21 protein-coding genes are annotated in these 24,010 nt (G+C 71.9%); 4 read left to right on the top strand and 17 right to left on the bottom strand.

What is annotated here, in order from left to right:
* Nucleotides 1-22: 22 nt before the first annotated feature.
* The 3 genes from IE172_RS16850 to nsdA all read right to left on the bottom strand — a co-directional run bounded on the left by IE172_RS16850 (nucleotide 23) and on the right by nsdA (nucleotide 3,532).
* Nucleotides 23-361 (bottom strand): P-II family nitrogen regulator, encoded by a 339-nt coding sequence (locus IE172_RS16850; RefSeq protein ID WP_004924863.1) that lies wholly within the window; start codon nucleotides 359-361, stop codon nucleotides 23-25.
* Entirely contained in the window at nucleotides 358-1,689 is a 1,332-nt protein-coding gene (locus IE172_RS16845) for an ammonium transporter (protein ID WP_190098056.1), read from the bottom strand. Before IE172_RS16845 ends, IE172_RS16850 begins: the two co-directional genes overlap by 4 nt.
* 346 nt (nucleotides 1,690-2,035) lie before the next feature.
* Nucleotides 2,036-3,532 carry a transcriptional repressor NsdA gene (gene nsdA, locus IE172_RS16840; RefSeq protein ID WP_190098055.1) on the bottom strand — a complete coding sequence of 499 codons (1,497 nt, stop codon included), beginning with the start codon at nucleotides 3,530-3,532 and terminating at the stop codon, nucleotides 2,036-2,038.
* 447 nt (nucleotides 3,533-3,979) lie between these two features.
* On the opposite strand from nsdA, the gene IE172_RS16835 reads away from it, so the two are divergent.
* Complete coding sequence (locus IE172_RS16835) at nucleotides 3,980-4,648, top strand: bifunctional DNA primase/polymerase (protein ID WP_190098054.1); 669 nt, start codon at nucleotides 3,980-3,982, stop codon at nucleotides 4,646-4,648.
* 100 nt (nucleotides 4,649-4,748) lie between these two features.
* On the opposite strand, the gene ftsY is transcribed toward IE172_RS16835, so the two are convergent.
* The 5 genes from ftsY to IE172_RS16810 all read right to left on the bottom strand — a co-directional run bounded on the left by ftsY (nucleotide 4,749) and on the right by IE172_RS16810 (nucleotide 12,501).
* A complete protein-coding gene (ftsY, locus tag IE172_RS16830; RefSeq protein WP_190098053.1) occupies nucleotides 4,749-5,951 on the bottom strand; it encodes a signal recognition particle-docking protein FtsY in 1,203 nt (400 codons plus the stop codon).
* Between the two features lie 225 nt (nucleotides 5,952-6,176).
* Nucleotides 6,177-7,595, bottom strand: coding sequence for a sugar porter family MFS transporter (locus IE172_RS16825; RefSeq protein ID WP_190098052.1), 1,419 nt, complete (start codon nucleotides 7,593-7,595; stop codon nucleotides 6,177-6,179).
* A 193-nt stretch (nucleotides 7,596-7,788) separates the two neighbouring features.
* Nucleotides 7,789-11,361, bottom strand: a complete 3,573-nt coding sequence (smc, locus tag IE172_RS16820) for a chromosome segregation protein SMC (protein WP_190098051.1) — start codon at nucleotides 11,359-11,361, stop codon at nucleotides 7,789-7,791.
* Nucleotides 11,362-11,628: 267 nt separating this feature from the next.
* Entirely contained in the window at nucleotides 11,629-11,832 is a 204-nt protein-coding gene (locus IE172_RS16815; protein WP_190098050.1) for a hypothetical protein, read from the bottom strand.
* A gap of 387 nt (nucleotides 11,833-12,219) precedes the next feature.
* On the bottom strand, nucleotides 12,220-12,501 hold the full coding sequence (locus IE172_RS16810) for an acylphosphatase (protein ID WP_190098049.1): 282 nt from the start codon (nucleotides 12,499-12,501) through the stop codon (nucleotides 12,220-12,222).
* A 176-nt stretch (nucleotides 12,502-12,677) separates the two neighbouring features.
* Between IE172_RS16810 and IE172_RS16805 the strand changes: the two genes are divergently transcribed.
* Together IE172_RS16805 and IE172_RS16800 are read left to right on the top strand one after the other, a co-directional pair.
* Nucleotides 12,678-13,964 (top strand): CAP domain-containing protein, encoded by a 1,287-nt coding sequence (locus tag IE172_RS16805; RefSeq protein WP_190098048.1) that lies wholly within the window; start codon nucleotides 12,678-12,680, stop codon nucleotides 13,962-13,964.
* Nucleotides 13,965-14,037: 73 nt separating this feature from the next.
* Nucleotides 14,038-14,439 carry a winged helix-turn-helix transcriptional regulator gene (locus IE172_RS16800; protein WP_190098047.1) on the top strand — a complete coding sequence of 134 codons (402 nt, stop codon included), beginning with the start codon at nucleotides 14,038-14,040 and terminating at the stop codon, nucleotides 14,437-14,439.
* Here IE172_RS16800 and mutM read toward each other — a convergent pair.
* The 9 genes from mutM to IE172_RS16755 all read right to left on the bottom strand — a co-directional run bounded on the left by mutM (nucleotide 14,412) and on the right by IE172_RS16755 (nucleotide 23,516).
* A complete protein-coding gene (gene mutM, locus IE172_RS16795; RefSeq protein ID WP_190098046.1) occupies nucleotides 14,412-15,272 on the bottom strand; it encodes a bifunctional DNA-formamidopyrimidine glycosylase/DNA-(apurinic or apyrimidinic site) lyase in 861 nt (286 codons plus the stop codon). The genes IE172_RS16800 and mutM overlap by 28 nt on opposite strands.
* Before the next feature lie 89 nt (nucleotides 15,273-15,361).
* Complete coding sequence (rnc, locus tag IE172_RS16790; RefSeq protein WP_190098179.1) at nucleotides 15,362-16,180, bottom strand: ribonuclease III; 819 nt, start codon at nucleotides 16,178-16,180, stop codon at nucleotides 15,362-15,364.
* Between the two features lie 19 nt (nucleotides 16,181-16,199).
* A complete protein-coding gene (gene rpmF / locus IE172_RS16785) occupies nucleotides 16,200-16,373 on the bottom strand; it encodes a 50S ribosomal protein L32 (RefSeq protein WP_003951102.1) in 174 nt (57 codons plus the stop codon).
* A 2-nt stretch (nucleotides 16,374-16,375) separates the two neighbouring features.
* Nucleotides 16,376-17,020, bottom strand: a complete 645-nt coding sequence (locus tag IE172_RS16780) for a YceD family protein (protein ID WP_190098045.1) — start codon at nucleotides 17,018-17,020, stop codon at nucleotides 16,376-16,378.
* Nucleotides 17,021-17,171: 151 nt separating this feature from the next.
* Nucleotides 17,172-18,257 (bottom strand): F0F1 ATP synthase subunit B, encoded by a 1,086-nt coding sequence (locus IE172_RS16775; protein ID WP_190098044.1) that lies wholly within the window; start codon nucleotides 18,255-18,257, stop codon nucleotides 17,172-17,174.
* A 110-nt stretch (nucleotides 18,258-18,367) separates the two neighbouring features.
* Nucleotides 18,368-18,847: a pantetheine-phosphate adenylyltransferase gene (coaD, locus tag IE172_RS16770; protein WP_190098178.1), complete on the bottom strand. Its 480-nt coding sequence runs from the start codon at nucleotides 18,845-18,847 to the stop codon at nucleotides 18,368-18,370.
* A 26-nt stretch (nucleotides 18,848-18,873) separates the two neighbouring features.
* Nucleotides 18,874-19,461, bottom strand: a complete 588-nt coding sequence (gene rsmD / locus IE172_RS16765) for a 16S rRNA (guanine(966)-N(2))-methyltransferase RsmD (protein ID WP_190098043.1) — start codon at nucleotides 19,459-19,461, stop codon at nucleotides 18,874-18,876.
* A 50-nt stretch (nucleotides 19,462-19,511) separates the two neighbouring features.
* A complete protein-coding gene (gene recG / locus IE172_RS16760; protein WP_190098042.1) occupies nucleotides 19,512-21,719 on the bottom strand; it encodes an ATP-dependent DNA helicase RecG in 2,208 nt (735 codons plus the stop codon).
* Nucleotides 21,720-21,839: 120 nt separating this feature from the next.
* Nucleotides 21,840-23,516 carry a DAK2 domain-containing protein gene (locus IE172_RS16755; RefSeq protein ID WP_190098041.1) on the bottom strand — a complete coding sequence of 559 codons (1,677 nt, stop codon included), beginning with the start codon at nucleotides 23,514-23,516 and terminating at the stop codon, nucleotides 21,840-21,842.
* A 267-nt stretch (nucleotides 23,517-23,783) separates the two neighbouring features.
* Between IE172_RS16755 and rpmB the strand changes: the two genes are divergently transcribed.
* A complete protein-coding gene (gene rpmB, locus IE172_RS16750) occupies nucleotides 23,784-23,969 on the top strand; it encodes a 50S ribosomal protein L28 (protein WP_004924906.1) in 186 nt (61 codons plus the stop codon).
* Nucleotides 23,970-24,010: the final 41 nt, after the last annotated feature.

Genomic DNA, 24,010 nt, shown 5'->3' with positions numbered 1-24,010 from the left:
CTCCTGTTCCGCTCGTGTGCTGTCAGAGCGCGTCCGGGCCGCGTTCACCGGTGCGTACCCGTACGGCTGTCTCGACCGGGACCGACCAGACCTTGCCGTCGCCGATCTTGCCGGTGCGGGCGGCCTTGACCACGACGTCGATCAGCTGTTCGGCGTCGTCGTCCTCGACCAGTACCTCGATGCGGATCTTGGGCACCAGGTCGACGGTGTACTCGGCTCCGCGGTAGACCTCGGTGTGGCCGCGCTGGCGGCCGTAGCCGCTGGCCTCGGTGACGGTCAGACCGTGTACGCCGAAGGCCTGCAGGGCCTCCTTGATCTCGTCGAGCCGGTGCGGCTTGACGACGGCGGTGATGAGCTTCATGCGTCCACCTTCTTGCTCTCGGCCGGGGCGGCGGGGGCGGTGCGGGCCGCGCCGCCGCCGGCGCCGCTGAAGTCGTACGCGGTCTCGGCGTGCTCGGCCTGGTCGATGCCGGCCACCTCGTCGTCCTCGGAGACTCGCATGCCGATCGTCTTGTCGAGGAGGAGGGCGAGGAGCGCGGAGACGACCAGGGAGTAGACGAGGACACCGGCGACACCGGCGCACTGCTTCCAGAACTGGTCCAGGCCGCCGCCGTAGAAGAGGCCCGCGACGTCGGACTGGCCCTTGCCGGTGGCGAAGAAGCCGATGAGGAGGGAGCCGAGGATGCCGCCGACGAGGTGGACACCCACGACGTCGAGGGAGTCGTCGTAGCCGAACCTGTACTTCAGGCCGACGGCCATGGCGCACAGCACACCGGCGACGAGGCCGACCGCGATGGCGCCGAGCGGGGAGACCGCGCCGCCCGCCGGGGTGATCGCGACCAGGCCGGAGACCGCGCCGGAGGCGGCGCCCAGCGTGGTGAACGCGCCGTGCCGGATCTTCTCGTAGGCGAGCCAGCCGAGGACCGCGGCGCCGGTGGCGACCTGGGTGTTGACGAACATCAGCGCGCCGACGCCGTCGTCGTTGCCGAGCCAGGAGCCGGCGTTGAAGCCGAACCAGCCGAACCACAGCAGGGCCGCGCCGAGCATGACCAGCGGGAGGCTGTGCGGGCGCATCGGGTCCTTCTTGAAGCCGATGCGCTTGCCGATGACGAGGATCACGCCGAGCGCCGCGGCACCGGCGTTGATGTGCACGGCCGTACCGCCGGCGAAGTCGATCACTCCCAGCTCGAAGGCCCAGCCGCCGGAGCCCCAGACCCAGTGGGCGACCGGGAAGTACACGACGGTGACCCACAGGGCGATGAAGAGCGCCCAGGCCGTGAACTTCACGCGGTCGGCGAGGGCGCCGCTGATCAGCGCGGGGGTGAGGATGGCGAACATCATCTGGAAGACCAGGAAGACGAAGAGCGGGATGGTGGTGCCGTCCCACAGTTCGGTCAGTCCGATGTCGCTCAGGCCGACCCAGTCGGAGTTCCATCCGATGAGGTGTCCGGAGTCGGTGCCGAACGCCATGGAGAAGCCGTACAGCACCCACAGGACGCTGACGATGCCGAGGCTGATGAAGCTCATCATCAGCATGTTGAGGGTGCTCTTGACGCGGACCATGCCTCCGTAGAAGAAGGCCAGGCCGGGAGTCATGAGCATCACCAGGGCGGAACAGATGAGCATGAACCCTGTGTTGGCGGCGGACAGCGTGGGCGCGTCTGCGGCCAGGGTGATGGCTGGTGCCATCGGCGTCTCCTCGTCGTTGGTACGGCCCCGTGCGGGCGAAGCCTTGAGCGGATTGAGGGGTGGGCCGGTTATGCGCCATGAGATTCGCGCAGCGCCGTTTCGGTGGAAGCCCCTCGTTGTTTCGCGGCCGTGACGAAGGCGCCCGAGGTGTTACGGGTCGATGAACTGCCGGATCCGGGTTGCGCTGATCGTTATCGTGGCGCAACCTTCGGCGTCCGGCGGTGAGCCGGGGCCGGGGAGACGAGAAGCCGGCCGCGGTCGGCCTCCGAATGACTGGCATGGGGGAGCCGAGTCGGGCAGTTCGGGAGGGCCGGCCGCGGCCGGGGTCCGGGTGATTCCTAGGAGGTCAGACCGCTTCGGCGGTCTCGGGCAGCTCGATCGCGAGCCGCTCGGTGAGTTCGACGACGTCGGCGAGGTCCCCGAAGTCGCGTACGGCGGTGTCGACGGTCTTTCGGATACGAGTGTTGACGCGCTCGGAGCGGACCTTCTTGGCCGCCTTGATGGCCTCGGTGGCGAGCATCGCGCTCTGCTCGGGTTCGCGCTGGAGCAGGTGGACGGTGGCCATGCCGATCAGGTTGAGGGCGTAGGAGCGCTGGTGTTCGCCGCCCTCCTGGCCGAAGAGTTCCACGGCGCGCCGCATCAGCGGTTCGGCGAGCGAGGCGTAGGTGGGGCTGCGGCCTGCGACGTAGGCGAGGTCGCGGTAGGAGTGGGAGTTCTCGGCGTGGAGCTCGGCCTCGGAGAAGAAGCGGATCCAGTCGGGGTCGGGCTCGTCCCACTCGCCGGCCTCGGCGAAGGTGTCCTCGGCCATCCGCACGGCCCGCTTGCAGCGGCCGGGCTGCCCCATGTTGGCGTAGGCGCGGGCCTCCATCGCATACAGCATCGACTGGGTGCGGGGACTGGCGCAGTCGCGACTGCCGTACTGGGCGAGGTGGATCAGTTCCAGGGCGTCCTCGGGGCGGCCGAGGTGGATCATCTGACGGCTCATGCTGGACAGCACGTAGGAGCCGAGCGGCCGGTCACCGGCTTCCTTGGCCGCGTGCAGGGCGAGGACGAAGTACTTCTGCGCGGTGGGCTGGAGCCCGACGTCGTACGACATCCAGCCGGCCAGTTCGGCGAGTTCGGCGGCGACCTTGAACAGGCGCCGGCTGGCGGTCTCGGGCTGGGGCTCCTGGAGCAGGTCGGTGACCTCGTGCAGTTGTCCCACGACCGCCTTGCGGCGCAGGCCGCCGCCGCACTGGGCGTCCCACTGCCGGAACATCACGGTGGTGGTCTCCAGCAGGTCCAGCTCCGGCTTGGACAGCCGGCCGCGGGCGCGGGCCGCAGAGGGGGCCTGGTCGGGCTCGGTCCGGGGCAGCGGCGCGGGCTGGTTGGGGACGAGCCAGCGCTGCATGGGCTCGATGAGGGACGGGCCCGCGGAGAGGGCGAGCGAGCTCCCGAGGAAGCCGCGCCGCGCCAGCATCAGGTCGCTGCGCGAGAACTCGCTGAGCAGGGCCACGGTCTGCGGGCCCGTCCACGGCAGGTCGACGCCGGTCGCGGAGGGCACGGGACGCGTGGTGCGCAGGCCCAGGTCCTCGACGGAGACGACGACGCCGAAGCGTTCGGAGAACAGTTCGGACAGGATTCTGGGGATCGGCTCGCGCGGGTTCTCCCCGTCGAGCCAGCGGCGCACCCGCGAGGTGTCGGTGGAGATGTGGTTGGCACCCAACTGGCGTGCGCGGCGGTTGACTTGGCGGGCCAGCTCGCCCTTGGACCAGCCGCTGCGGACGAACCACGAGGCGAGGCGCTCGTTCGGGCGCTTCTCCGGACTCGCCGCGCTCGTCCCGCCACCGCCGTTGCCGCTCACTGGAACGCCCCCATCCCTGAAGACCACTTGTCGCCGAATGCGCCAAGCCCTATCAGAATGCCGGTTGTCGGGGCCGCCCGTCCGGCGGTTGTCACCCTCCGAACGGAAAGCCGAGTTGCCTCCGGCATACCCACGAGTGCATGTGCCCCAAGAAGCCGTGCACACAACGTAACCCTACGATCACCCGTCTCACCATGGCGGAACCGCAATCGCCACCATTCGCCACCCCTTCGAATGAACTCACCGTCGCCGACGCACGATTCACTTGACACGGGACAGCCAAGAGTGAGTGCAGCGGAGCACGCGGGGGCGCGCACCGGCCGCCGCGCCACCTCCGGCACCCCGAGGCGCCGCTTCGCCGGGTCGGCGCGCGGGAAGTCGGAAACAGAGAGTGACTCTCTATGTCCATTGCGTGACCGTCAGTGTGTCGGACCCGTTGGAGGGGGCATGGGCTTCACGATCGGCATCAGCCGGGGCATCCGCGACATCCGGTCCGGCTCCCGCCGCCGGGGCCGCTCGTCGGACGGCACCGTCGTCGCGGAGTACACGGGACTGTGGGGCTGGGACGTGGTGCCGGGCGTCCGGGCCGCCGCCGCGGGCGCCTGCTCCTGCGGGCGCGCCGGCTGCCGGGCACCGGGCGCGCATCCGCTCGGTCACGCGCCCGTGATCCGCGCCGGGGCGCCGCTGGACGAGGTGACGGCGCTCTGGTCGGAGTTCCCCGGAGCCCCGCTGATGCTGCCCGTGGGGCGGGCGTTCGACGTGATCGAGGTGGCCGGGCCCGCCGGGCGCCACGCGCTGGCCCGGCTGGAGCGCATGGGCCTGCCGGTCGGCCCGGTCGCCGCCACCCCGGACGGGCGTGCCCAGTTCTTCGTCGCCCCCGGGGCCGCCGCCGCCCTGCCCGAGCTGCTCTACCGCATGGGCTGGGACGACCCGGCCGCCCTGGACCTGCGCGGCCTCGGCGCCGGTACGCACATCACGGCCCCGCCCTCCGACCGCGGTGGCCTCGGCCCGGTGCGCTGGCTGCGCTCCCCCGCCCTGGACTCGGCCTGCCGGCCGCCCGAGGCGCGTCTGCTGCTGGGCACGCTGGCGTACGTGGCGCACCGGTCGGGCAGGTAGGTCCCACCTGACACGGCGAAGCGCCCGTCCCCCGATCGGTTCGGGGGCGGGCGCTTCCTCGCGTCCGCCGGGTCTGCCGGCCGCCGGTCCTCCCGGGGTGTCACTCCCCGATGAGGGCGTCCACGAAGGCCTCGGGCTCGAACGGCGCGAGGTCGTCCGCGCCTTCGCCGAGCCCGATCAGCTTGACCGGCACGCCGAGCTCGCGCTGGACGGCGATCACGATGCCGCCCTTGGCCGTGCCGTCGAGCTTGGTGAGCACGATGCCGGTGATGTCGACGACCTCGGCGAAGACCCGGGCCTGCACCAGGCCGTTCTGTCCGGTGGTGGCGTCGAGCACGAGCAGCACCTCGTCCAGCGGGGCCTGCTTCTCCACGACCCGCTTGACCTTGCCGAGCTCGTCCATGAGGCCGGTCTTGGTGTGCAGCCGGCCGGCGGTGTCGATGAGCACGGCGTCGGCGGCCATCTCCTTGCCCTCCTTGACCGCGTCGAACGCGACGGAGGCCGGATCACCGGCCTCCGGCCCGCGCACGGTGTGGGCGCCGACCCGCTCACCCCACGTCTGGAGCTGGTCGGCGGCGGCGGCACGGAAGGTGTCGGCGGCGCCGAGCACGACGGTGTTGCCGTCGGCGACCAGGACGCGGGCGAGCTTGCCGGTGGTGGTGGTCTTGCCGGTGCCGTTGACACCGACGACCATCACGACGCCGGGGCCGCCGGCCGCGTTCTCGGTGTGCACGGTGCGGTCCATCGTGGGACCGACCAGGGTGATCAGCTCCTCGCGGAGCAGCCCCCGCAGTTCCTCGGGGGTTCGGGTGCCGAGCACCTTCACGCGCTCGCGGAGCCGGTCGACCAGCTCCTGGGTGGGCTGCACACCGACGTCGGCGGTGAGCAGGGTGTCCTCGATCTCCTCCCAGGTGTCCTCGTCCAGGTGCTCGCGGGACAGCAGGGTGAGCAGGCCCTGGCCGAGGGCGTTCTGCGAGCGGGAGAGACGGGCGCGCAGCCGGACCAGACGGCCGGCGGTGGGCTCCGGGATCTCGATCTCGGGAGCCTCGGCGGCGGGCGGTTCCTCGATGACGACGGGGCCGGCGCCCGCCGGAAGATCAACCTCCTCGATGGTGCGCCGCGGTCCCTCCCGCGGCGTCTCGGCCTCTTCGCCGACGTGCGGCTCGGCCGGAGGGGCGGTGATGTCGGGCGCGGCGGGCGGCGGCGGGGGCAGCGGCTTCTTGCGCCGGCTGCCGACGATGAGCCCGCCGAGCGCGCCGAGCACGACCACGGCGATGACTACAGCAAGGATGACGATGTCCATAACGCGTCCAGTATCGGCCATGGGTACCCCGGTCGTGCCGATGGTGACGCGCGCCGGACGCCACGTGCCGCGCGGTGCGGGTGCGGTGCCGCCGGGGCCGGTCCGGCGGGGCGCGGGCAGGCCACCGCCCCGGTCCTGGCGGTGCGGGACCGGGGCGGTGGGCGGGAGATACGGGGAGAAGGGCGGCGGGGACCTGAGCCCCTCTCCCCGGGTCCGGCGGGGCGGTCAGCCCATCTCCTCCAGCGCCTTGCCCTTGGTCTCCTTCACGAACTTCAGCACGAAGGGGATGGAGAGCGCGGCGAAGGCCGTGTAGATCACGTAGGTGACGGACAGGTTCCAGTCGGCCAGCGAGGGGAAGCTCGCGGTGATGGCCCAGTTGGCGATCCACTGCGCGGCGGCGGCGACACCGAGCGCGGCGGCGCGGATCCGGTTGGGGAACATCTCGCCGAGCATGACCCACACGACGACGCCCCAGGACAGGGCGAAGAAGAGGACGAAGAGGTGCGCCGCGATCAGGGCGACCCAGCCCTGGGTGGCGGGCAGCTGGCCGTCGACGAGGTCGAAGGAGAAGGCCCATGCCTCCAGGGCGAGGCCGATCACCATGCCGACCGAGCCGATGATGGCGAGGGGCCTGCGGCCGATGCGGTCGACGAAGATCATCGCGATGACGGTGCCGACGATGTTGATGATCGACGTGGTGAAGGAGTAGAAGAACGAGGCCGTCGGGTCGACGCCGACCGACTGCCACAGCGTGGCCGAGTAGTAGAAGGCGACGTTGATGCCGACGAACTGCTGGAAGACGGACAGGCCGATGCCGATCCAGACGATCGGCTTGAAGAAGAAGCTGCCGCCGAGCAGGTCCTTGAAGCTGGACTTCTCGTCGCGGTGCATCGCCGACTCGATCTCGGTGACACGGGCGTCCAGGTCGATGTCCTTGCCCTCGACCTCTTCGAGGATCCGCCGGGCGCGCTCGTGCTTGCCGACGGAGATCAGGTAGCGCGGGGACTCGGGGATGGCGAACGACAGCAGGCCGTAGAGGACGGCGGGTACGACCATGACGCCGAGCATGACCTGCCAGGCCTCCAGGCCCAGGAGCTCACCGCGCTGGTCGCCGTCGGCGGCGTTCAGGATGCCCCAGTTGACCAGCTGGGACACGGCGATGCCGATGACGATCGCGGCCTGCTGGAAGGAGCCGAGCCGGCCGCGGTAGGCGGGCGGGGCGACCTCGGCGATGTAGGCCGGGCCGATGACGGAGGCCATGCCGATGGCGAAGCCGCCGACGACGCGCCAGAAGGCGAGGTCGTACAGGGAGAAGGGCAGGGCGGAGCCGATGGCGCTGACGGTGAAGAGCACCGCGGCGATCTGCATGCACCGGATGCGGCCGATGCGGTCGGCTATGCGGCCGGCGGTCGCGGCGCCGATGGCGCAGCCGATCAGGGCGACGGCGATGACCTGGGCGAGCGCGGCGGAGCCGATGTCGTAGCGGTCGCGGATGGCCTCGACGGCGCCGTTGATCACGGAGCTGTCGTAGCCGAAGAGGAAACCGCCCATGGCGGCCGCCGCCGCGATGAAGATGACGTGCCCGAGATGTTCGGGGTGAGCCGTCCTGGCTCCTGACTGCTGTGCCTGCGATGTGCTGGTCACGTGTACTCCTCGGGCCACCGGCAACGTCGCCGGATGGGGGTCAGCCCTTCGAGGTCCAGCGGAAGGTACCTGAAGGTAAAAACAACATGGCAGAGACTATGTCTTCAACTCTTGAAGTCAATAGGCGGTCTGCTGTGAGTTTCGAGACGTGATGGGGTGAGGGGTGTTCAGATATTGAAGACTTGGTGCCGGTCTAGCGCAGACGCTGGCTGATGACCTTCGACACGCCGTCGCCCTGCATGGAGACGCCGTAGAGCGCGTCGGCGACCTCCATCGTGCGCTTCTGGTGCGTGATCACGATCAGCTGCGAGACCTCCTGCAGCTCCTGCATGATCCGGATCAGCCTCTGGAGGTTGGTGTCGTCGAGGGCGGCCTCGACCTCGTCCATGACGTAGAACGGGCTGGGCCGCGCCTTGAAGATCGACACGAGCAGCGCCACGGCGGTCAGTGACCGCTCACCGCCCGAGAGCAGCGACAGCCGCTTGACCTTCTTGCCCGGCGGACGCGCCTCGACGTCCACGCCCGTGGTGAGCATGTTGTCGGGGTCGGTCAGCACCAGACGGCCCTCGCCGCCCGGGAACAGCCGGGAGAAGACGCCCTCGAACTCCCGCGCGGTGTCCCGGTAGGCCTCGGTGAAGACCTGCTCGACCCGCTCGTCGACCTCCTTGACGACCTGCAGCAGATCCGCGCGGGTCTTCTTCAGGTCCTCCAGCTGCTCGCTGAGGAACTGGTGGCGTTCCTCCAGCGCCGCGAACTCCTCCAGGGCGAGCGGATTGACCTTGCCGAGCTGCTGGTACGCGCGCTCGGCGGCTTTCAGGCGCTTCTCCTGCTCGGCCCGCACGAAGGGGCGGGGCCTGTTGCGCGGGTGCTCCGGGTCCTCCGGCAGTTCTTCGCCCTCGGCGGGGGGCGAGGGCGGCACCAGCTGGTGCGGGCCGTACTCCGACACCAGCCCGGCCGGCTCGACACCCAGTTCCTCCAGCGCCTTGGTCTCCAGCTGCTCCACGCGCAGCCGCTTCTCAGCTCCTAGTACCTCGCCGCGGTGAACTGAATCCGTCAACTTGTCGAGTTCCGCCTTGAGATCGCGCCCCTGGGTGCGGGCGCGGGCCAGTTCCTCCTCACGGCGGGCCTTGGCGGCCTCGGCGGCGGTGCGCTCGCGGTCGGCGCGGGCGAGGGACACCTCGACGTGGGCGAGGAGCTCGCGGGCGCCCGAGGCGACGGCGCCGGCGACGGCCACCTCGTGGCGCAGCCGGGCGCGGCGCTGCTCGGCACGCGCGCGTGCGTCGCGCTCCGCGCGGGCGGCACGGTCCAGCGAGTCGGCCCGTCCGGCCAGCCCTTTGACCCGCTCCTCGTGCGTACGGGCCTGGAGGCGGGCCTCCATCTCGGTCTGGCGGGCGTTGGCGCCGTCGGCGGCGAGCCGGTCGCGTACGGAGGTGTCGGGTTCCTCCTCGTAGGGCAGTTCCTCGGCGGCCTCGAGCCGTTCGGCGAGTTCCTCGGCGTCGGCGAGGGCCGTGTCGAGTGCGTCCTGGGCCCGGGCGGCGGCGGCGCCGGCCCGTTCGGCCTCCCCGGCCGCGCCGCGCGCCTGTCCGGCGAGCCGGCCGAGCTGCTGGGCGACGGCAGACTTCTCCCGGTCGGCGGCCCGGCGCCGCTCGCCGAGCTCCTCGACGAGGGCCGCGCGTTCCCGGCGCCGTCCGGCTGCCGCTTCCTGCGCCTCGGCCAGGTCCTCGCACCGCACGGCCAGCTCCTCCAGCTCGGCGGCGGCCTCGTCCACGGAGGCCTGCACCTCCAGGAGGCTGGGTGCGCCCGCGGAGCCGCCGTGCGCGAAGTGGGCGCCGAGGAGATCGCCCTCGGCGGTGACAGCGGTGAGGTCGGGGCGGGCGTGGACGAGTTCCTCGGCGTCCTCGAGGGTGGCGACGACGACGACGCCCCGCAGGAGCCGCCGTACGGCCGGCATGAGGTCGGCGGGTCCGCCGACGAACCGCTCGGCGGGTGCGGCGGCGGTGTCGTCGACGCCTTCGCTCTCCGAGGGCGGCGTCGGCTCGCCGGTGCCGGGTGCCGAGACCAGCAGGGCCGCGCGGCCGGCGTCCTGTTTGCGCAGGAGGCGGAGGGCGTCGGCCGCGACGGACGGGGAGGTCACCGCGAGGGCGTCCGCCGCCGCGCCGAAGGCGGCCGCGAGGGGGACCTCGTGGCCGGGCGCCACCGTGAGCCGTTCCGCGGCCGGTCCCAGCAGTCCCGTGAGGCGGTCCCGGGCGTCCAGCAGGACGCCGGTGCCGTCCTTGCGGCGCAGGCCGAGGGCGAGCGCCTCGTGGCGGGCCTGGGTCGCGGCGCGCTTGCGTTCCGCGGTGGTGAGCGCCTCGCGGGCGGCGGTGAGGGCGCTCTCGGCCTCGGCGAGGCCGCGCTTGGCGTCCTCGTGACGCTCCGCGAGTTCCCTGTCGCCCGCGTCGAGGCCGTCGACCTCCGCCTGCAGCGCCTCGTACTCCTCCTGGGCGGCGACGGCCCGCTCCCGGGCCTCGTCCCGCGCGGCGGCCAGCCGCTCGATCTCGGCCTGGGCCGCGCCGGCGCGCGAACGGGCGGCGCCCACCTGCCCCTTGAGCCGGGCGAGGCCTTCGCGCCGGTCGGCGATGGCCCGCGCGGCGTCCTTCAGGCGCCTCTCCTCCTGCGCGAGTGCGCGTTCCAGTTCGGCGCGGTGGGCGACCGTGTCCTCGAGCGCGCGTTCGGCCGCCTCCAGGGCGGCCTCCAGTTCGGCCTCCTGCTCGCGGATGCGGGCGGCCTCGCGCTCCATGTCCTCGGGGTCACGTCCGCGCCGCTCCTCGGGGGGCGCGGAGGCCGCGCTCTTCACCCGCGCGTCGGCCAGCGAGATCGTGCCGCGCACCCGCTCGGCGAGCTGGGAGAGCTCGTACCAGGTCTGCTGGGCGCTGTGCAGGCGCGGGCTGAGCCGGCGCACCTCCTCCTCCAGCAGGGCCTCGCGCTGGAGGGCCTTCCTCAGCTCGGCCTCGGCCGCCTCCTTGCGCTCCTTGAGGGCGGCCTCGTCGGCGATCTCCGCGGCCAGTGCCTCGCGCAGCCGCACCAGGTCGTCGGCGAGCAGGCGCAGCCGCGCGTCGCGCAGGTCGGCCTGGATGACGGCGGCCCGTCGTGCGACGGCTGCCTGGCGGCCCAGCGGTTTGAGCTGGCGCCGGAGCTCGTCGGTGAGGTCCTGCACGCGCGCCAGATTGGCCTGCATCGCGTCCAGCTTCCGCAGCGCCTTCTCCTTGCGCTTGCGGTGCTTGAGGACGCCGGCCGCCTCCTCGATGAAGGCGCGGCGGCCCATCGGGTCGGCGTGCAGGACGGAGTCGAGCCGGCCCTGGCCGACGATGACGTGCATCTCACGGCCGATGCCGGAGTCGGAGAGCAGTTCCTGGATGTCGAGGAGCCGGCAGGTGTCGCCGTTGATCTGGTACTCGCTGCCACCGTTGCGGAACATGATCCGCGTGATGGTGACCTCGGCGTACTCGATGGGGAGGGCGCCGTCGGAGTTGTCGATGGTCAGCGACACCTCGGCGCGGCCCAGCGGGGGGCGGCCGGTGGTGCCGGCGAAGATGACGTCCTCCATCTTGCCGCCGCGCAGCGACTTGGCGCCCTGTTCGCCCATGACCCAGCTGAGCGCGTCCACGACGTTGGACTTGCCCGAGCCGTTCGGACCGACGACGCACGTGATGCCCGGCTCGAGCCGGAGCGTGGTCGCGGAGGCGAACGACTTGAAGCCGCGCAGGGTCAGGGCCTTCAGGTGCACGCCGCCGGACTTTACCCGCCGGGCAGGTCTCACTCCATGAACGTCCGGTTTCGCGGGTGAACGCGGAGGGCAGACCAGACGTTGAAGAGGGTGAAAGGATGCGCGGGACAGGGAGCGCCACGCGCGGGGGTGCCGGCGCCGGGGTGAGGACGCGGAGGCGGGGAAGAAAGAAGGGACGCCGAGGCGTCCCTTGCCATTCTGACTGCTTGGCGGTGGTGCCGGGCAGGCCCGACCGCTGATGTTGCTGTCCGTTGAGCGATGCAGTGATCAGGTGAGCGCAGGCTCCGCCTGGTGTGCGTCAACGCTCTCCATGATCCTGTCGTGAGAAGCGGCAGCCGCCAGCGCCTCGTTTTCCGCCTGGATCCGTCCGAGCTCGGATTCCAGGTCCTGGACGCGCTGCTGGAGCCGTCGCATCTCGGCGAGGAGTCGCGGGTCGGAGCCGCCGACGTAACCGAGAAGCGCCTTTGCCATGATGGATGGTCCTCCACAATGAGTGACCGACCGATGCGGTGTGGGTCGTGAGGGATTCGCACCCGCTATGCCTGGCATGCCTGGAGTTGTGCTCATCGTGCTGCCGTTCAGCCATGCCAAACAGCTGAGGTGCGCGGGGCTTTCAGCGTCTCACCAAAAAGTTTGAGGGTCAACACGATCACGCCCCGTATTGGCGGACGACGGGGCGCGCACGGCCGGGATGCGGCGGCGTCGCGACTCTCACGGGTCCTCGGGACGTGGCGATCATCTTGGCGGTCCGCGCTCCTCCTGGCAAGCCGTTCTCCGCAATCACCAGGACGTTTTCCCTCGGCGACCGCCCGGTCACGGGCCGGCGGGGCCCGGAGGGCGCGGCTCCGGCAGGCCGGGTCAGCGGATGGCGAAGCCGTCGTAGCCGCCGCGGGGTGTGTCCCAGATCTCGGTGACTCCGTCCACGTGTCCGGGCGTGTCGCCGGCCTGGAGCCAGTCCAGCAGCGCCTCGCAGCGTTCACGGGAGCCCTCGGCCACGACCTGGACCCTGCCGTCGCCCAGATTGAGAGCAAAACCACTCAGGCCGCCGAGTTCCAGGGCCTTGGCCCGGGTGAACCAGCGGAAACCCACTCCCTGGACACGCCCCCGCACCCAGGCAACCAGTCGCACATCCTCGCTCATGGCTGCAACCTAACCGGACAAAGTCCCACCGGGCACTCCGCCCCCTGGCGCCATGCGGTACCGTCCCCACCCATGAATCTCATATGAAACTCACTCGTTGGTGTGAGTTTTGTGATCATCGAGTTTCGGGTTGGTCGCGAAGACGAGTCGACCGCCAGGACGAGGAAGGCCAGGACATGGGACGCCACCGACGCTCCGCCGCCGGCCGCGCCGCCACGGGCCGCGCCACCGGGGCCACTCACCACGACGGCCTCTACGACGCGGGCCCGGACACCCTGGGCGACCGGGCGGGCGGCCCGCCCACGATGGGCACGGCGCCGTACCTGAACCCGGAGGCCTACGCCGAGACCTACGCGCGGAGCGAGGCGTACCTGTACGCGACGGACGACGGCGGCGTGTACTCCGCCGGCGCCGACTTCACCCGGGGCGGCTTCCCGGACAGCACCTTCTCCACGGGCCAGGACCGGCCCGGTCACGCCGTCGCCGGTGACGGCTTCGCGTACGACGGCTTCGCCGCGGGCGACGACTACGCCCCCCGCGGCGGCCACGGCGGGCGGGACTCCCTTCAGGTCCCCTCCCCCCGCGGCGTCACGGCCGACGAGCCCGGCCGGCCCACGAGCGGGAGCCGGCGCCGCAAGAAGAAGGCCGCCGCACCGGTGCGCACCGGTCTGCTCGGCGTGTCCGCCGCCATGGCCATCGGCACGGTCGCCGTGGCCACGGGCGCGGTGCCGGGCCTGGAGAACTACAAGCTCGGCGGCGACGCCTCCCCCGGCGAGGAGGTACAGGCCGGGGGCGTGGCGACCAGTCTGCCCACCGAGCAGGGCGGCACGTCCGGCAGCGTGGAGTCTCCCGGCCGGGACGCGGGCACCCCCGCGGGCCGTGACGCCGACCGCCCCGTCCCGCCCACGCCGTCCGCGACACCCTCCACACCTGCCTCGCCGACGGAGGCCCCGGAGGAAGCGGAGAAGCCGCGGGAGGAGGAGAAGCCCGCGGCCACCCCGGAGAAGACGGCGGAGAGGGAACCGACCCGCAAGGCGACGCCGGAACCGGGGAAGAAGACCGACAACCCGGCCCCCTCGTCCGCGGAGAGCGCCGCGGGAGCCGAGGTCCTCCGGCTGGTCAACGCGGAGCGGGCCAAGGTCGGCTGCGCCCCCGTCACCGCGAACCGCGCACTGACCGATCTGGCGACGGCGTTCAGCGACGACATGGCGCGGCGCGCCTTCTTCGACCACACGGACCCCGACGGCGACACCCCGTGGGACCGGGCCAAGGCCGCCGGTGTCAGCGGTCTCGGCGGCGAGAACATAGCCCGGGGCCAGGCCGACGCGGAGGCCGTGATGCAGGCCTGGATGGACAGCCCCGGCCACAAGGCGAACATCCTGAACTGCGACTTCAAGACGCTGGGTGTGGGCGTCCACATGGGCCCGGGCGGCCCGTGGTGGACCCAGAACTTCGGCTACTGAGCGGACGACCAGGGCGCTAACCATGGGTTAGCGCCCTCTGCCGGTGGGCGCTGTTCTGAAGTAGCCTGGTGGTATGACGACCACGGAGCCGCGTGCGGAGGAGCGGGAGCTCGCCTTCGACGTGTTCGCCAGGGCGTGTCCCTCGCGCGGCACGCTGGAGCACGTGACCGGGCGGTGGGGCGGGCTGACGCTGGGCGCGCTGTACGAGGGCTCGCTGCGGTTCAACGAGTTGCGCCGGCGGGTCGACGGGGTGAGCGAGAAGATGCTGTCCCAGACGTTGCAGGCGCTGGAGCGCGACGGGCTGGTGCACCGTGAGGCCCAGCCCACGAACCCGCCCCGGGTGGACTACGAACTGACGCCGCTGGGCCGCGAGGTGGCGGAGCGTCTGCTGTCCCTCATCCGGTACGTCGAGGGCAGCATGGACAGCGTGCTGCGGGCCCGCGAGCGCTACGACGTCACGCGCGGCGCCCGCTGACAGCTCGGGCAGAAGTAGCTGGACCGGTTCATCCAGGCCCGCCGGCGCACCGGTGTGCCGCAGCGGCGGCAGGGCAGCCCCTCGCGGCCGTAGGCGTCCAGGGAGCGGTCGAAGTAGCCGGACTCGCCGTTGACGTTGACGTAGAGGCTGTCGAAGCTGGTGCCGCCCGCGGTGAGGGCCGCGTTCATGACGTCCCGGACGTGTCCCAGGAGGAGCAGGGTGCGCGGGCGGGTGAAGCCGGCCGTGGGGCGCTCGTAGTGGATGCGGGCGCGCCACAGCGCCTCGTCGGCGTAGATGTTGCCGACGCCGCTGATCAGTGACTGGTCGAGCAGGGCCCGCTTGATGGTGGTCCGCTTGCGGCGCAGGGCGTGGTGGAAGGCCTCGTCGTCGAACAGCGGGTCGAGGGGGTCGCGGGCGATGTGGGCGATGACGTCGGGCAGGCCGTCGGGGGTGTTGTCGTGCAGCGACAGGCCGCCGAAGGTGCGCTGGTCGACGAACCGGAGTTCGGTGTCGAGCGCGTCGGTGAAGCGGACGCGGACGCGCAGGTGCTTCTCGTCCCGCGCCGATTGCGGCTGGACGAGGAGCTGGCCGCTCATCCCGAGGTGGGCCAGCACGGACTGCCCGGTGTCCTCCAGCGGCAGCCACAGGTACTTGCCGCGCCGGCTGGGCACACCGATGCGGTGGCCCTTGAGCCGGTCGGCGAAGTCGTCGGCGCCGGCGAGGTGGCGGCGTACCGCCCGCTGGTGCAGCACCTCGGCGTCGGCCACGGTCCGGTGGGCGACCCACCGCTCGAGTCCGCGCCGTACGACCTCGACCTCGGGCAGCTCGGGCATGGTCTCCCCTTCAGGAACGGTGGGCCGGGCCGGGCCCAGCACCGAGCGCCCGCCCCGGGTCGGGGCGGGCGCTCGGGACGAACTGTCGGTCAGGCGGAGGCCGACGGGGCGTCTGCGCCCTTGCCGGAGGCTTCGGCTTCGGCGGTCTGGACGACCTCCTCGGCCTCCGCCGCCGCCTTGGCGCGCTCGTCCGCCGCGGCCCGGATGGACCGCCACGCGGACTCGGCGGCCTGCTGCTCCGCCTCCTTCTTGCTGCGGCCGGTGCCGGTGCCGTACGAGACGCCTCCGACGCGGGCGGCAGCAGTGAAGGTCTTCTCGTGGTCCGGGCCGGTCTCCGTGACCAGGTACTCGGGGACACCGAGCCCCTCGGTCGCGGTGAGCTCCTGGAGACTGGTCTTCCAGTCCAGGCCGGCACCGAGGTTCGAGGACTTCTCGATCAGGGGGTCGAACAGGCGGTGCACCAGCTCCGCCGCCGAGTCGAGGCCCCGGTCGAGATAGACGGCGCCGATCACCGCTTCGAGGGTGTCGGCGAGGATGGATGCCTTGTCCCGGCCTCCCGTGCCCTCTTCACCGCGGCCGAGCCGGATGAAGGAGCCCAGTTCCAGCCCGCGGCCCACTTCCGCCAGCGCACGCGAGTTGACCACCGCGGCCCGCAGCTTGGCCAGCTGGCCTTCGGGCAGATCGGGGTGGGTGCGGTACAGCGTGTCCGTGACGACGAGGCCGAGCACGGAGTCCCCGAGGAACTCCAGCCGCTCGTTCGTCGGCAGGCCGCCGTTCTCGTACGCGTAGGAACGGTGGGTCAGCGCACGCACCAGAAGGGCGGACTCGAGCTGATAGCCGAGCCGCCCTTCCAGAAGCGTGTGGGACGAGGCCTGGTTGTCCGCAGAGTTCTTCTTCGGCGTGGACACAGTGCCTCTCACCAGCCGCTCAGACCTCGAGGACCTGGCGCTTGTTGTAAGTGCCGCAAGACGGGCACGCGATGTGCTGCTGCTTGGGCTCGTGGCAGCGCTCGCACGCAACCAGGGTGGGGACCGCAGCCTTCCACTGCGACCGGCGGTGGCGCGTGTTGCTGCGCGACATCTTCCGCTTCGGAACAGCCACGGCTACTTCTCCTGCTTCTCGTCGACGCCCGGTTCGGCGCCGCTCATCTCGTCCTTCTCGCCGTCCGACATGGTGCCGGCGAGTCCCTGCAAAGCCGCCCAACGGATGTCGACGGCATCATGGTGGTGGTCCGGGTCGTCAGCGAGCCGTGCTCCGCACTCGGAACACAGACCCGGGCAGTCTTCCTGGCACACCGGCTGCATCGGCAGTGCGAGCACCACCGCATCGCGCAGCACCGGCTCGAGGTCGAACAGGCCGTCCTCGAGAAGGAGCCTGTCCTCGTCGTCCTCGGCGTCGTCGCCCGGTTCCGCGATCACACGGCCCCGGTCGTCGGCGTCAGGGTACGAGAACAGCTCCTGGAAGTCCGCTTGGAGTTCCTGCTCCAGCGGCTCCAGACACCTTACGCACTCCCCCTCGGCCTTCGCACGGGCGGTGCCTGTGACGAGCACACCTTCCATGACCGACTCGAGCCGGAGTTCGAGCTCCACCGGGGCGCCTTCCGGCACTCCGACGACCCCGGCGATCCCGAGGTCCTGGGGAGCGTCGACCGTACGGGTCAGGCGCTGCAGCGCACCGGGCCGCCGTCCCAGCTCGTGCGTGTCGAACACGAGGGGGTTGCGGTGGTCGAGGCGGGCGTTCAGAGCCATTCCTGCTTTCGGTCTTTCGAGCTCGGGGGATCGCTGCCGTACGGACATCCCGGGCAGCACGGTTCGCGAAACGTATACGCGGGCAAGCGCAAGCGCACACGCGACCGAAGAGCCAGGATACTGGACCTTTCGCTCTCGGCCCAATCCGCCCCTACAGGCCCCGCTCGCGCTCGTAGGCACGCAGCTGTTCCGGCGTGATCATGCTGGTGTCGAACAGGCTGGTCTCGTCGAGGGAGTAGCCCTGCTGGGACTGCTGGGACTGCTGGGGCTGCTGTGCCTGGCCGGGGTCGTACGCCTGCGTCTGGGGGTCGTAGCCCTGGTAACCGGCGTACGGGTCGGCCTGCTGGTAGCCGTACTGGTCCTGCTGAGCGCCGTACTGCTGCTGGTAGCCGGCGTAGGGGTCCGGCTGCTGCTGGTAGCCGTAGGCGGGCTCGGGCTGGGCGTACTGGGGCTGCTGCTGGGGTTGCTGCGGCTGCTGCGGTTCGGGCTGCCGGGCCGGCCTGGGCGGGGCACCCCGGTCGGCGACCGACGCGAGGTCGGCGAGGTAGTCGGCGTCGCTGGAGTGCTGGACGGAGGTGAGGTCGTCGGCGAGGGCGCCGAGGTCGTCGGAGGCGATCCGGCCGTGCAGCTTCTGCCGGCCCTTGCCGACGGCGTCCAGGGTCTTGGCGAGGACCGCCTCGAAGGCGCCGAGCTTGACGTCGACGTACTCGTCGGCATTCCGGCGCAGGGTCTCGGGGTCGTGGCTGCGCTCGGGGGCGTCCTCGTCCTCGTAGCCCTGTTCGTCGAGGCCCGGACCGGTGCCGAGCAGTTTCTCGCGGCCGCGGCCGACGGAGCCGAGGGTCTTGGTGAGGACGACCTCGAAGTTGGCGAGCTTGGAGTCGACGTAGTCGTCCGCCTCCGCGCGGATCTCCTCGGCCTCCTGGCGGGCCTCGGTGAGGATCCGGTCGGCCTCGGACTGGGAGCGGCGGGCGACCTCGGTGTCGGAGACCAGCGAACCGCGCTGGGCGTGGGCGCTCTCGATGATGCGCTCGGCCTCCTGGCGGGCCTGCTCGACCATCTGCTCCCGGCCGCCGATCAACTCCTGCGCCTGGGCGAGGGAGTCGGGCAGCGCCGCGCGCACCTCGTCGAGCATCGCGAGCAGTTCGGCGCGGTTGACCACGCACGAGGCCGACATGGGCATCGACCGGGCACCGGAGACCGCGGCGACGATCTCGTCCAGCTTCTTCTGCACGTCCACCTGTGCTCGCCACTCTCTACAGCTGTGTTGGAGACGGACGGGACGACTGTACGGCCCCGGGGCGCCCGGTGGACACCGGCCGCCCGGAGGCCCGCGGCCCGCGTGCCGGGTCAGTCCTTGCGCAGGCGTTCGGTGAGGGCGCCCAGGACCTCCGGCGGCACCAGGTGGGAGACGTCACCGCCCCAGGCCGCGACCTCCTTGACGAGGGAGGAGGACAGGAAGCTGTAGGTGGGGTTGGTGGGGACGAAGAGGGTCTCCACTCCCGAGAGGCCGTTGTTCATCTGGGCCATCTGCAGTTCGTAGTCGAAGTCGCTGACCGCGCGCAGCCCCTTGACGATGGCGGGGATCTCGCGCTGCTTGCAGAAGTCGACCAGGAGGCCGTGGAAGGCCTCGACCCGGACGTTGCCGTACTCGGCGGTGACCCGGCGGATCAGGTCGATCCGTTCCTCGATCTCGAACAGCCCTCTCTTGGACTGGTTGATCATCACCGCGACGTAGACCTCGTCGTACAGCCGGGAGGCCCGGGCGATGATGTCGAGGTGTCCGTTGGTGATCGGGTCGAACGACCCGGGGCATACGGCGCGGCGCACTGTTGATCCCTCGCTCTCCGGTCCGGTCATCGTGCGTCTTCGCACGTAGAGGCGGCGCGACCGTACCAAAACGTTCCCTCGCCGTAGCGTCGGGCCCGGACCGCCTCGAAACCGGGCGGCCAGGCGAATTCGCCGCCTCTGGTGCTGCGCTCCACGGTGACGAGGGCGTCCTCGGTGAGCCAGCCCTCCGAGCGGAGTGTGAGCAGGATCTCGCGAAGATCGGCGTCGGAGACGGCGTAGGGCGGATCGAGGAAGACGAGGTCGTACGGCTGCTGCGGGGGCGCCGCGCGGACGATCTGTTCCGCTTTGCCGGATCTGACCTCGGCGCCGGGGAGCCCGAGCGTCTTCACGTTCTCCCGGACCGTGCGGACGGCACGGGCGTCGGCCTCGACCAGCAGGACGTGTCCGGCACCCCGTGACAGGGCCTCCAGGCCGACGGCGCCGGAACCGGCGTACAGGTCGAGGACGCGTTCGCCGTCCAGCGGTCCGCCGAGCAGTGACTGCCAGGTGGAGAAGAGGCCTTCGCGCGCCCGGTCGGAGGTCGGGCGGGTCCCCTGCCCCGGCGGGACGGCCAGGCGGCGTCCGCCGGCCGTGCCGGCGATCACGCGAGTCATGTCCTCGGTCCTTGTCGGTGTGTGCTGGTCGGTGGCCGTTGCCCAGTCTGTCAGCCCTTCTCCAGGTACTGCTCCCGCTCCTCGTCCAGCAGCGCGTCCAGGGCGGTGCGCAGGGCGGGCAGGCGGGTCAGCTCCGGGTCGTCGGCCACGACCCTGGTGGCCTCCTCGCGGGCCTCGGCGATGATCTCCTCGTCGTCGATGACGGCGAGCATGCGCAGGCTGGACCGGGTGCCGGACTGGGCCTGGCCCAGCACGTCGCCCTCGCGGCGCTGTTCCAGGTCGATGCGGGAGAGCTCGAAGCCGTCGAGGGTGGAGGCGACCGCGTTCAGCCGCTGCCGGGCCGCGCTCGCCTCGGGCATCTCGGTGATCAGCAGGCACAGGCCGGGCGCGGAGCCCCGGCCGACGCGGCCGCGCAGCTGGTGGAGCTGGGAGACGCCGAACCGGTCGGCGTCCATGATCACCATCGCGGTGGCGTTCGGCACGTTGACCCCGACCTCGATGACGGTCGTGGCGACCAGGACGTCGGCCTCGCCGGCGGCGAAGCGGCGCATCACGGCGTCCTTGTCGTCGGGCTGCATGCGTCCGTGCAGGACCTCGACGCGGAGCCCGCGCAGAGGGCCCCGGGCGAGCTGCTCCGCGATGTCCAGGACGGCGAGCGGGGGCCGCTTCCCGGCCTCGTCCTCGGCGGACTTCTTCCCGCCCGGCTTCTTCGGGTCGTCCGCCTCGTCGCCGATGCGCGGGCAGACCACGTACGCCTGGTGGCCCTTGGCCACCTCCTCGCGCACCCGCTCCCAGGCGCGGGCGAGGAAGTGCGGCTTGTCGGCGGCCGGGACGACATGACTGGCGATCGGCGAACGCCCGGCGGGGAGCTGGTCCAGGACGGAGGTCTCCAGGTCCCCGAAGACCGTCATGGCGACCGTGCGGGGAATGGGCGTGGCGGTCATCACCAGCAGGTGCGGGGGCTGCTTGCCCTTGCCGCGCAGGGCGTCGCGCTGTTCCACGCCGAAGCGGTGCTGTTCGTCCACCACGACCAGGCCCAGGTCGTGGAACTGCACCTTGTCCTCGATCAGCGCGTGGGTGCCGATCACGATGCCGGCCTCGCCGGTGGCCAGGTCGAGCAGGGCGTGGCGCCGGGCCGCGGCTCCCATGGACCCGGTGAGCAGCACCACCTTGGTGGCGTCCTCCGCGCCCCCGAGCATCCCCCCTTCGGCCAGCTCGCCCATCATCTCGGTGACCGACCGGTGGTGCTGCTGGGCGAGCACCTCGGTGGGCGCGAGCATCGCCGCCTGTCCGCCCGCGTCGACGACGGCGAGCATGGCGCGCAGGGCGACCATGGTCTTCCCGGAGCCCACCTCGCCCTGGAGCAGGCGGTGCATGGGGTGTTCGGTGGCGAGGCCGGTGAAGATCTCCGCGGAGACCTTCCGCTGGCCCTCGGTGAGCGTGAAGGGGAGGCGGTCGTCGAAGGCGGCGAGGAGGCCGTCGGGCTTCGGACGGCGGGCCACGGCGGGCAGTTGCGCGTCGGCGTGGCGACGGCGGGCGAGGGCGACCTGGAGGACGAAGGCCTCGTCCCACTTGAGGCGGGCGCGGGCGTCCTCGATGTCCGCCTTGGTGTGCGGGCGGTGGATCTTCAGCAGGGCCTCGGGAAGCGCGACCAGTCCGCGGCCGGCGCGCAGGGACTCCGGGAGCGGGTCGACGGCCTCCTGGGCGCCGGGCAGCACCGTCTGGAGCGCCTTGCCGATCTTCCAGGACTCCAGCTTGGCGGTGGCGGGGTAGATCGGGATGAGGGAACCGGCCCAGGTCTCGACCGTCTCCTCGCTGTCGCCGCGGAGCAGTTCGTAGGCCGGGTGGGCGAGTTGGAGGCGTCGGTTGAACACCGACACCTTTCCGGCGAACATCGCGCGTGTGCCCGGCAGGAGTTCCTTGTGCGGTTTGTGGACACCGGCGCCGAAGAACACCAGTTGCAGCCGGCCGCTGCCGTCCGTGATCGTCACCTCCAGGCGCTGGCCCTTGCCGCGCGGGGCCCTGGACGAGGCGAAGGTGTGCAGCCGGGCGTCGGCGACCTGGGCGACCACGGTGACGTGCTCGTCCATGGGCAGGTCGGCGAGGTGGGTGAGCTGGCCGCGCTCCTCGTACCGGCGGGGGTAGTGGTGGAGGAGGTCGCCGACGGTGTGCAGGCCGAGGTGCTCGGCCATCACCTTGGCGGTGGCGGGGCCGAGCACTTTCTTCAGTGGTTCTTCCAGTGCGGGCACGGGGTCCATTGGACACCACGGCACCGACATCGCGCGGACCGCCGACACCGTTGCGGCCGGTCGGACCTCACCGGCGAGGACGGTCCCCGCCGCTGCGCGCTGCCGGCCGGCGCTCGCGCGGGCCGGGGCTCATTCGACGCCGATGAGCAGCACGGCGCCCTGTCGGCCGCCGTGGTAGGTCACCGTGTCGACGGCGAGGTAGCCCTCACGGACCCGGGATTCCAGGTGGGCGGCGACGGAGCCGGGGGCGTCGTCGCCGAGGACGAGGGTCACCAGTTCTCCACCGGCCGCGAGCATGCGGTCCAGGACGGCCTCGGCGACGGCCGTGACGTCCTGTCCGATGACGGCGACGTCACCGTCGACCAGTCCGAGGACGTCGCCCGCCTGGCAGATGCCCGCCATGGTCCAGGACTGGTGCTCGGCGACGGTGACCTCGGCGTAGCGGGTCGCGCCGGCCGCCGACGTCATCGACACCACGTCCTCGTCGAAGCGGCGTTCCGGCTCGTGCACCGCGAGGGCCGCGATGCCCTGGACCGCGGAGCGGGTCGGGATCAGGGCCACCCTGATTCCCTCGGTCCTGGCCTGCTCGGCCGCCGCGGCGGCGGTGTGGCGCAGGTCCGCGTCGTTGGGCAGCAGCACCACCTCGCGCGCGTGCGCCCGCCGTACCGCCTGGACGAGTTCGCCGCTCGCGGGCGGTTCCCCGGGGCGGGCGAGCACGGCGGTCGCGCCCGCCTCGGTGTAGAGCCCCGCCAGGCCCTCCCCGGGCACCACGGCCACGACCGCCCGCTGGGCTCGTTCGCCCTGGGACCGCTCGGCGCCCGTGGTGTGGACGTCCCCGGCGCCGAAGTGGGTGATCCGGATCCGGTACGGCCGGCCGGCCTCGACCCCGGCCTCCACGGCGGCGCCCGCGTCGTCCACGTGGACGTGGACGTTCCACAGTCCGTCGCCGCCGACCACGACGAGCGAGTCGCCCAGTCCGTCGAGCCGCTCCCGCAGCCGCGCGACGGCCGCGTCGTCGGCCTCCAGGAGGTAGATCACCTCGAAGGCGGGGCCCTCGGACGCCGGTGTCACGGCGCCGTCCGCACAGGTGACGGCGCCCTCACGGGCCGCCGCGCGGGTGCGGGTGTCACGCGGTGTCTCGCCGGTGAACGTCGCCACGAGTGCCGCGAGCACCGCCACCAGTCCCCTGCCGCCGGCGTCCACCACCCCGGCGCGGCGCAGCACGGCCAGCCGGTCCGGTGTCTCGGCGAGGGCCGCGCGGGCGGCGTCGTGGGCCGCGCGGGCCACCGTCCCGCAGTCGCCCTCCGCCGTCGCGGCGGCGTCGGCGGCGGCCGCGGCCACGGTGAGGACGGTGCCCTCGACGGGGTGCGCCACCGCCAGGCGCGCGGAGTCGGCGGCCTGCCGCAGGGCGCGGCGCAGTCCCTGGCCGTCGGCGTGAGCCGGGGCCTCGTCACCGGCCAGCACCTGGGCCATCCCGCGCAGCAGCTGCGCCAGGATCGTGCCGGAGTTCCCCCGGGCGCCGATCAGCGCCCCGTGCGCCATCGCGCGTACCGCGTCGGCCAGGGTCGGCCCCGGCCCCCCGGCCCCGCCCGCGCCACCGGCCCGGTGGCCCTCGAAGACCGCCTCCACGGCGGCGGCCGCGGATTCGACGGTGAGGTAGAGGTTGGTTCCGGTGTCGCCGTCGGCCACCGGATAGACGTTGATCGCGTCGATCTCCTCCCGGGCCCGGCCCAGCGCGTCGAGCGCGAGACCGCACCAGGTGCGCACCGCGAGAGCATCGAAGAATGTCTGCGGCACCTGCGCCACCTGCGCCTCCCTGAGCTGCCGGCCGTGGCAGGCAGCGTAGTGCGTGGGGCCCCGCCGGCCGGAGGAGGGCCGCGGGCGGGGCTCTGAGCTGCCGTGGTAGTTTCGTTCTACGGGTGCAGCCGTTGTATGCTGCTCCGGTTGCCCGATCTGATCGGGCCTCTCCCCCTGGCAACGCCACTCAGATCCACAGGGCTCCTGGAGTCCTCGGTCTCGATCCCGGCATGCCGGGATCAACCGTAAGTGCATCTGAAGTCTTTGGAGTGACCCGTGGCTGCCAACTGCGACGTCTGCGGCAAGGGGCCGGGCTTCGGCAACAACATCTCGCACTCGCACCGCCGTACGCCCCGCCGCTGGAACCCGAACATCCAGCGTGTGCGTACCGTGGTCGGCGGGACGCCGAAGCGCGTGAACGCCTGCACCTCGTGCATCAAGGCCGGCAAGGTCTCGCGCTGACGCTTTCGCTGAGCGCGCGGCCGTAGTCGGTTTCGCCGCAA

Source organism: Streptomyces griseoflavus (assembly GCF_014649995.1).
GTDB classification, from domain to species: Bacteria; Actinomycetota; Actinomycetes; order Streptomycetales; family Streptomycetaceae; genus Streptomyces; species Streptomyces griseoflavus.
This window is presented reverse-complemented; position numbering and strand designations above follow the sequence as displayed.

Excerpts from the sequence above, each read along its gene's own strand:
- IE172_RS16800 (WP_190098047.1), top strand. The coding sequence starts at position 14,038 with ATGACGACCACGGAGCCGCGTGCGGAGGAGCGGGAGCTCGCCTTCGAC.
- IE172_RS16835 (WP_190098054.1), top strand. The coding sequence starts at position 3,980 with ATGGGCTTCACGATCGGCATCAGCCGGGGCATCCGCGACATCCGGTCC.
- IE172_RS16780 (WP_190098045.1), bottom strand. The coding sequence starts at position 17,020 with ATGGCTCTGAACGCCCGCCTCGACCACCGCAACCCCCTCGTGTTCGAC.
- recG (WP_190098042.1), bottom strand. The coding sequence starts at position 21,719 with ATGGACCCCGTGCCCGCACTGGAAGAACCACTGAAGAAAGTGCTCGGC.
- ftsY (WP_190098053.1), bottom strand. The coding sequence starts at position 5,951 with ATGGACATCGTCATCCTTGCTGTAGTCATCGCCGTGGTCGTGCTCGGC.
- mutM (WP_190098046.1), bottom strand. The coding sequence starts at position 15,272 with ATGCCCGAGCTGCCCGAGGTCGAGGTCGTACGGCGCGGACTCGAGCGG.
- IE172_RS16810 (WP_190098049.1), bottom strand. The coding sequence starts at position 12,501 with ATGAGCGAGGATGTGCGACTGGTTGCCTGGGTGCGGGGGCGTGTCCAG.
- IE172_RS16850 (WP_004924863.1), bottom strand. The coding sequence starts at position 361 with ATGAAGCTCATCACCGCCGTCGTCAAGCCGCACCGGCTCGACGAGATC.
- IE172_RS16815 (WP_190098050.1), bottom strand. The coding sequence starts at position 11,832 with ATGGCAAAGGCGCTTCTCGGTTACGTCGGCGGCTCCGACCCGCGACTC.
- IE172_RS16845 (WP_190098056.1), bottom strand. The coding sequence starts at position 1,689 with ATGGCACCAGCCATCACCCTGGCCGCAGACGCGCCCACGCTGTCCGCC.
- IE172_RS16805 (WP_190098048.1), top strand. The coding sequence starts at position 12,678 with ATGGGACGCCACCGACGCTCCGCCGCCGGCCGCGCCGCCACGGGCCGC.
- rsmD (WP_190098043.1), bottom strand. The coding sequence starts at position 19,461 with ATGACTCGCGTGATCGCCGGCACGGCCGGCGGACGCCGCCTGGCCGTC.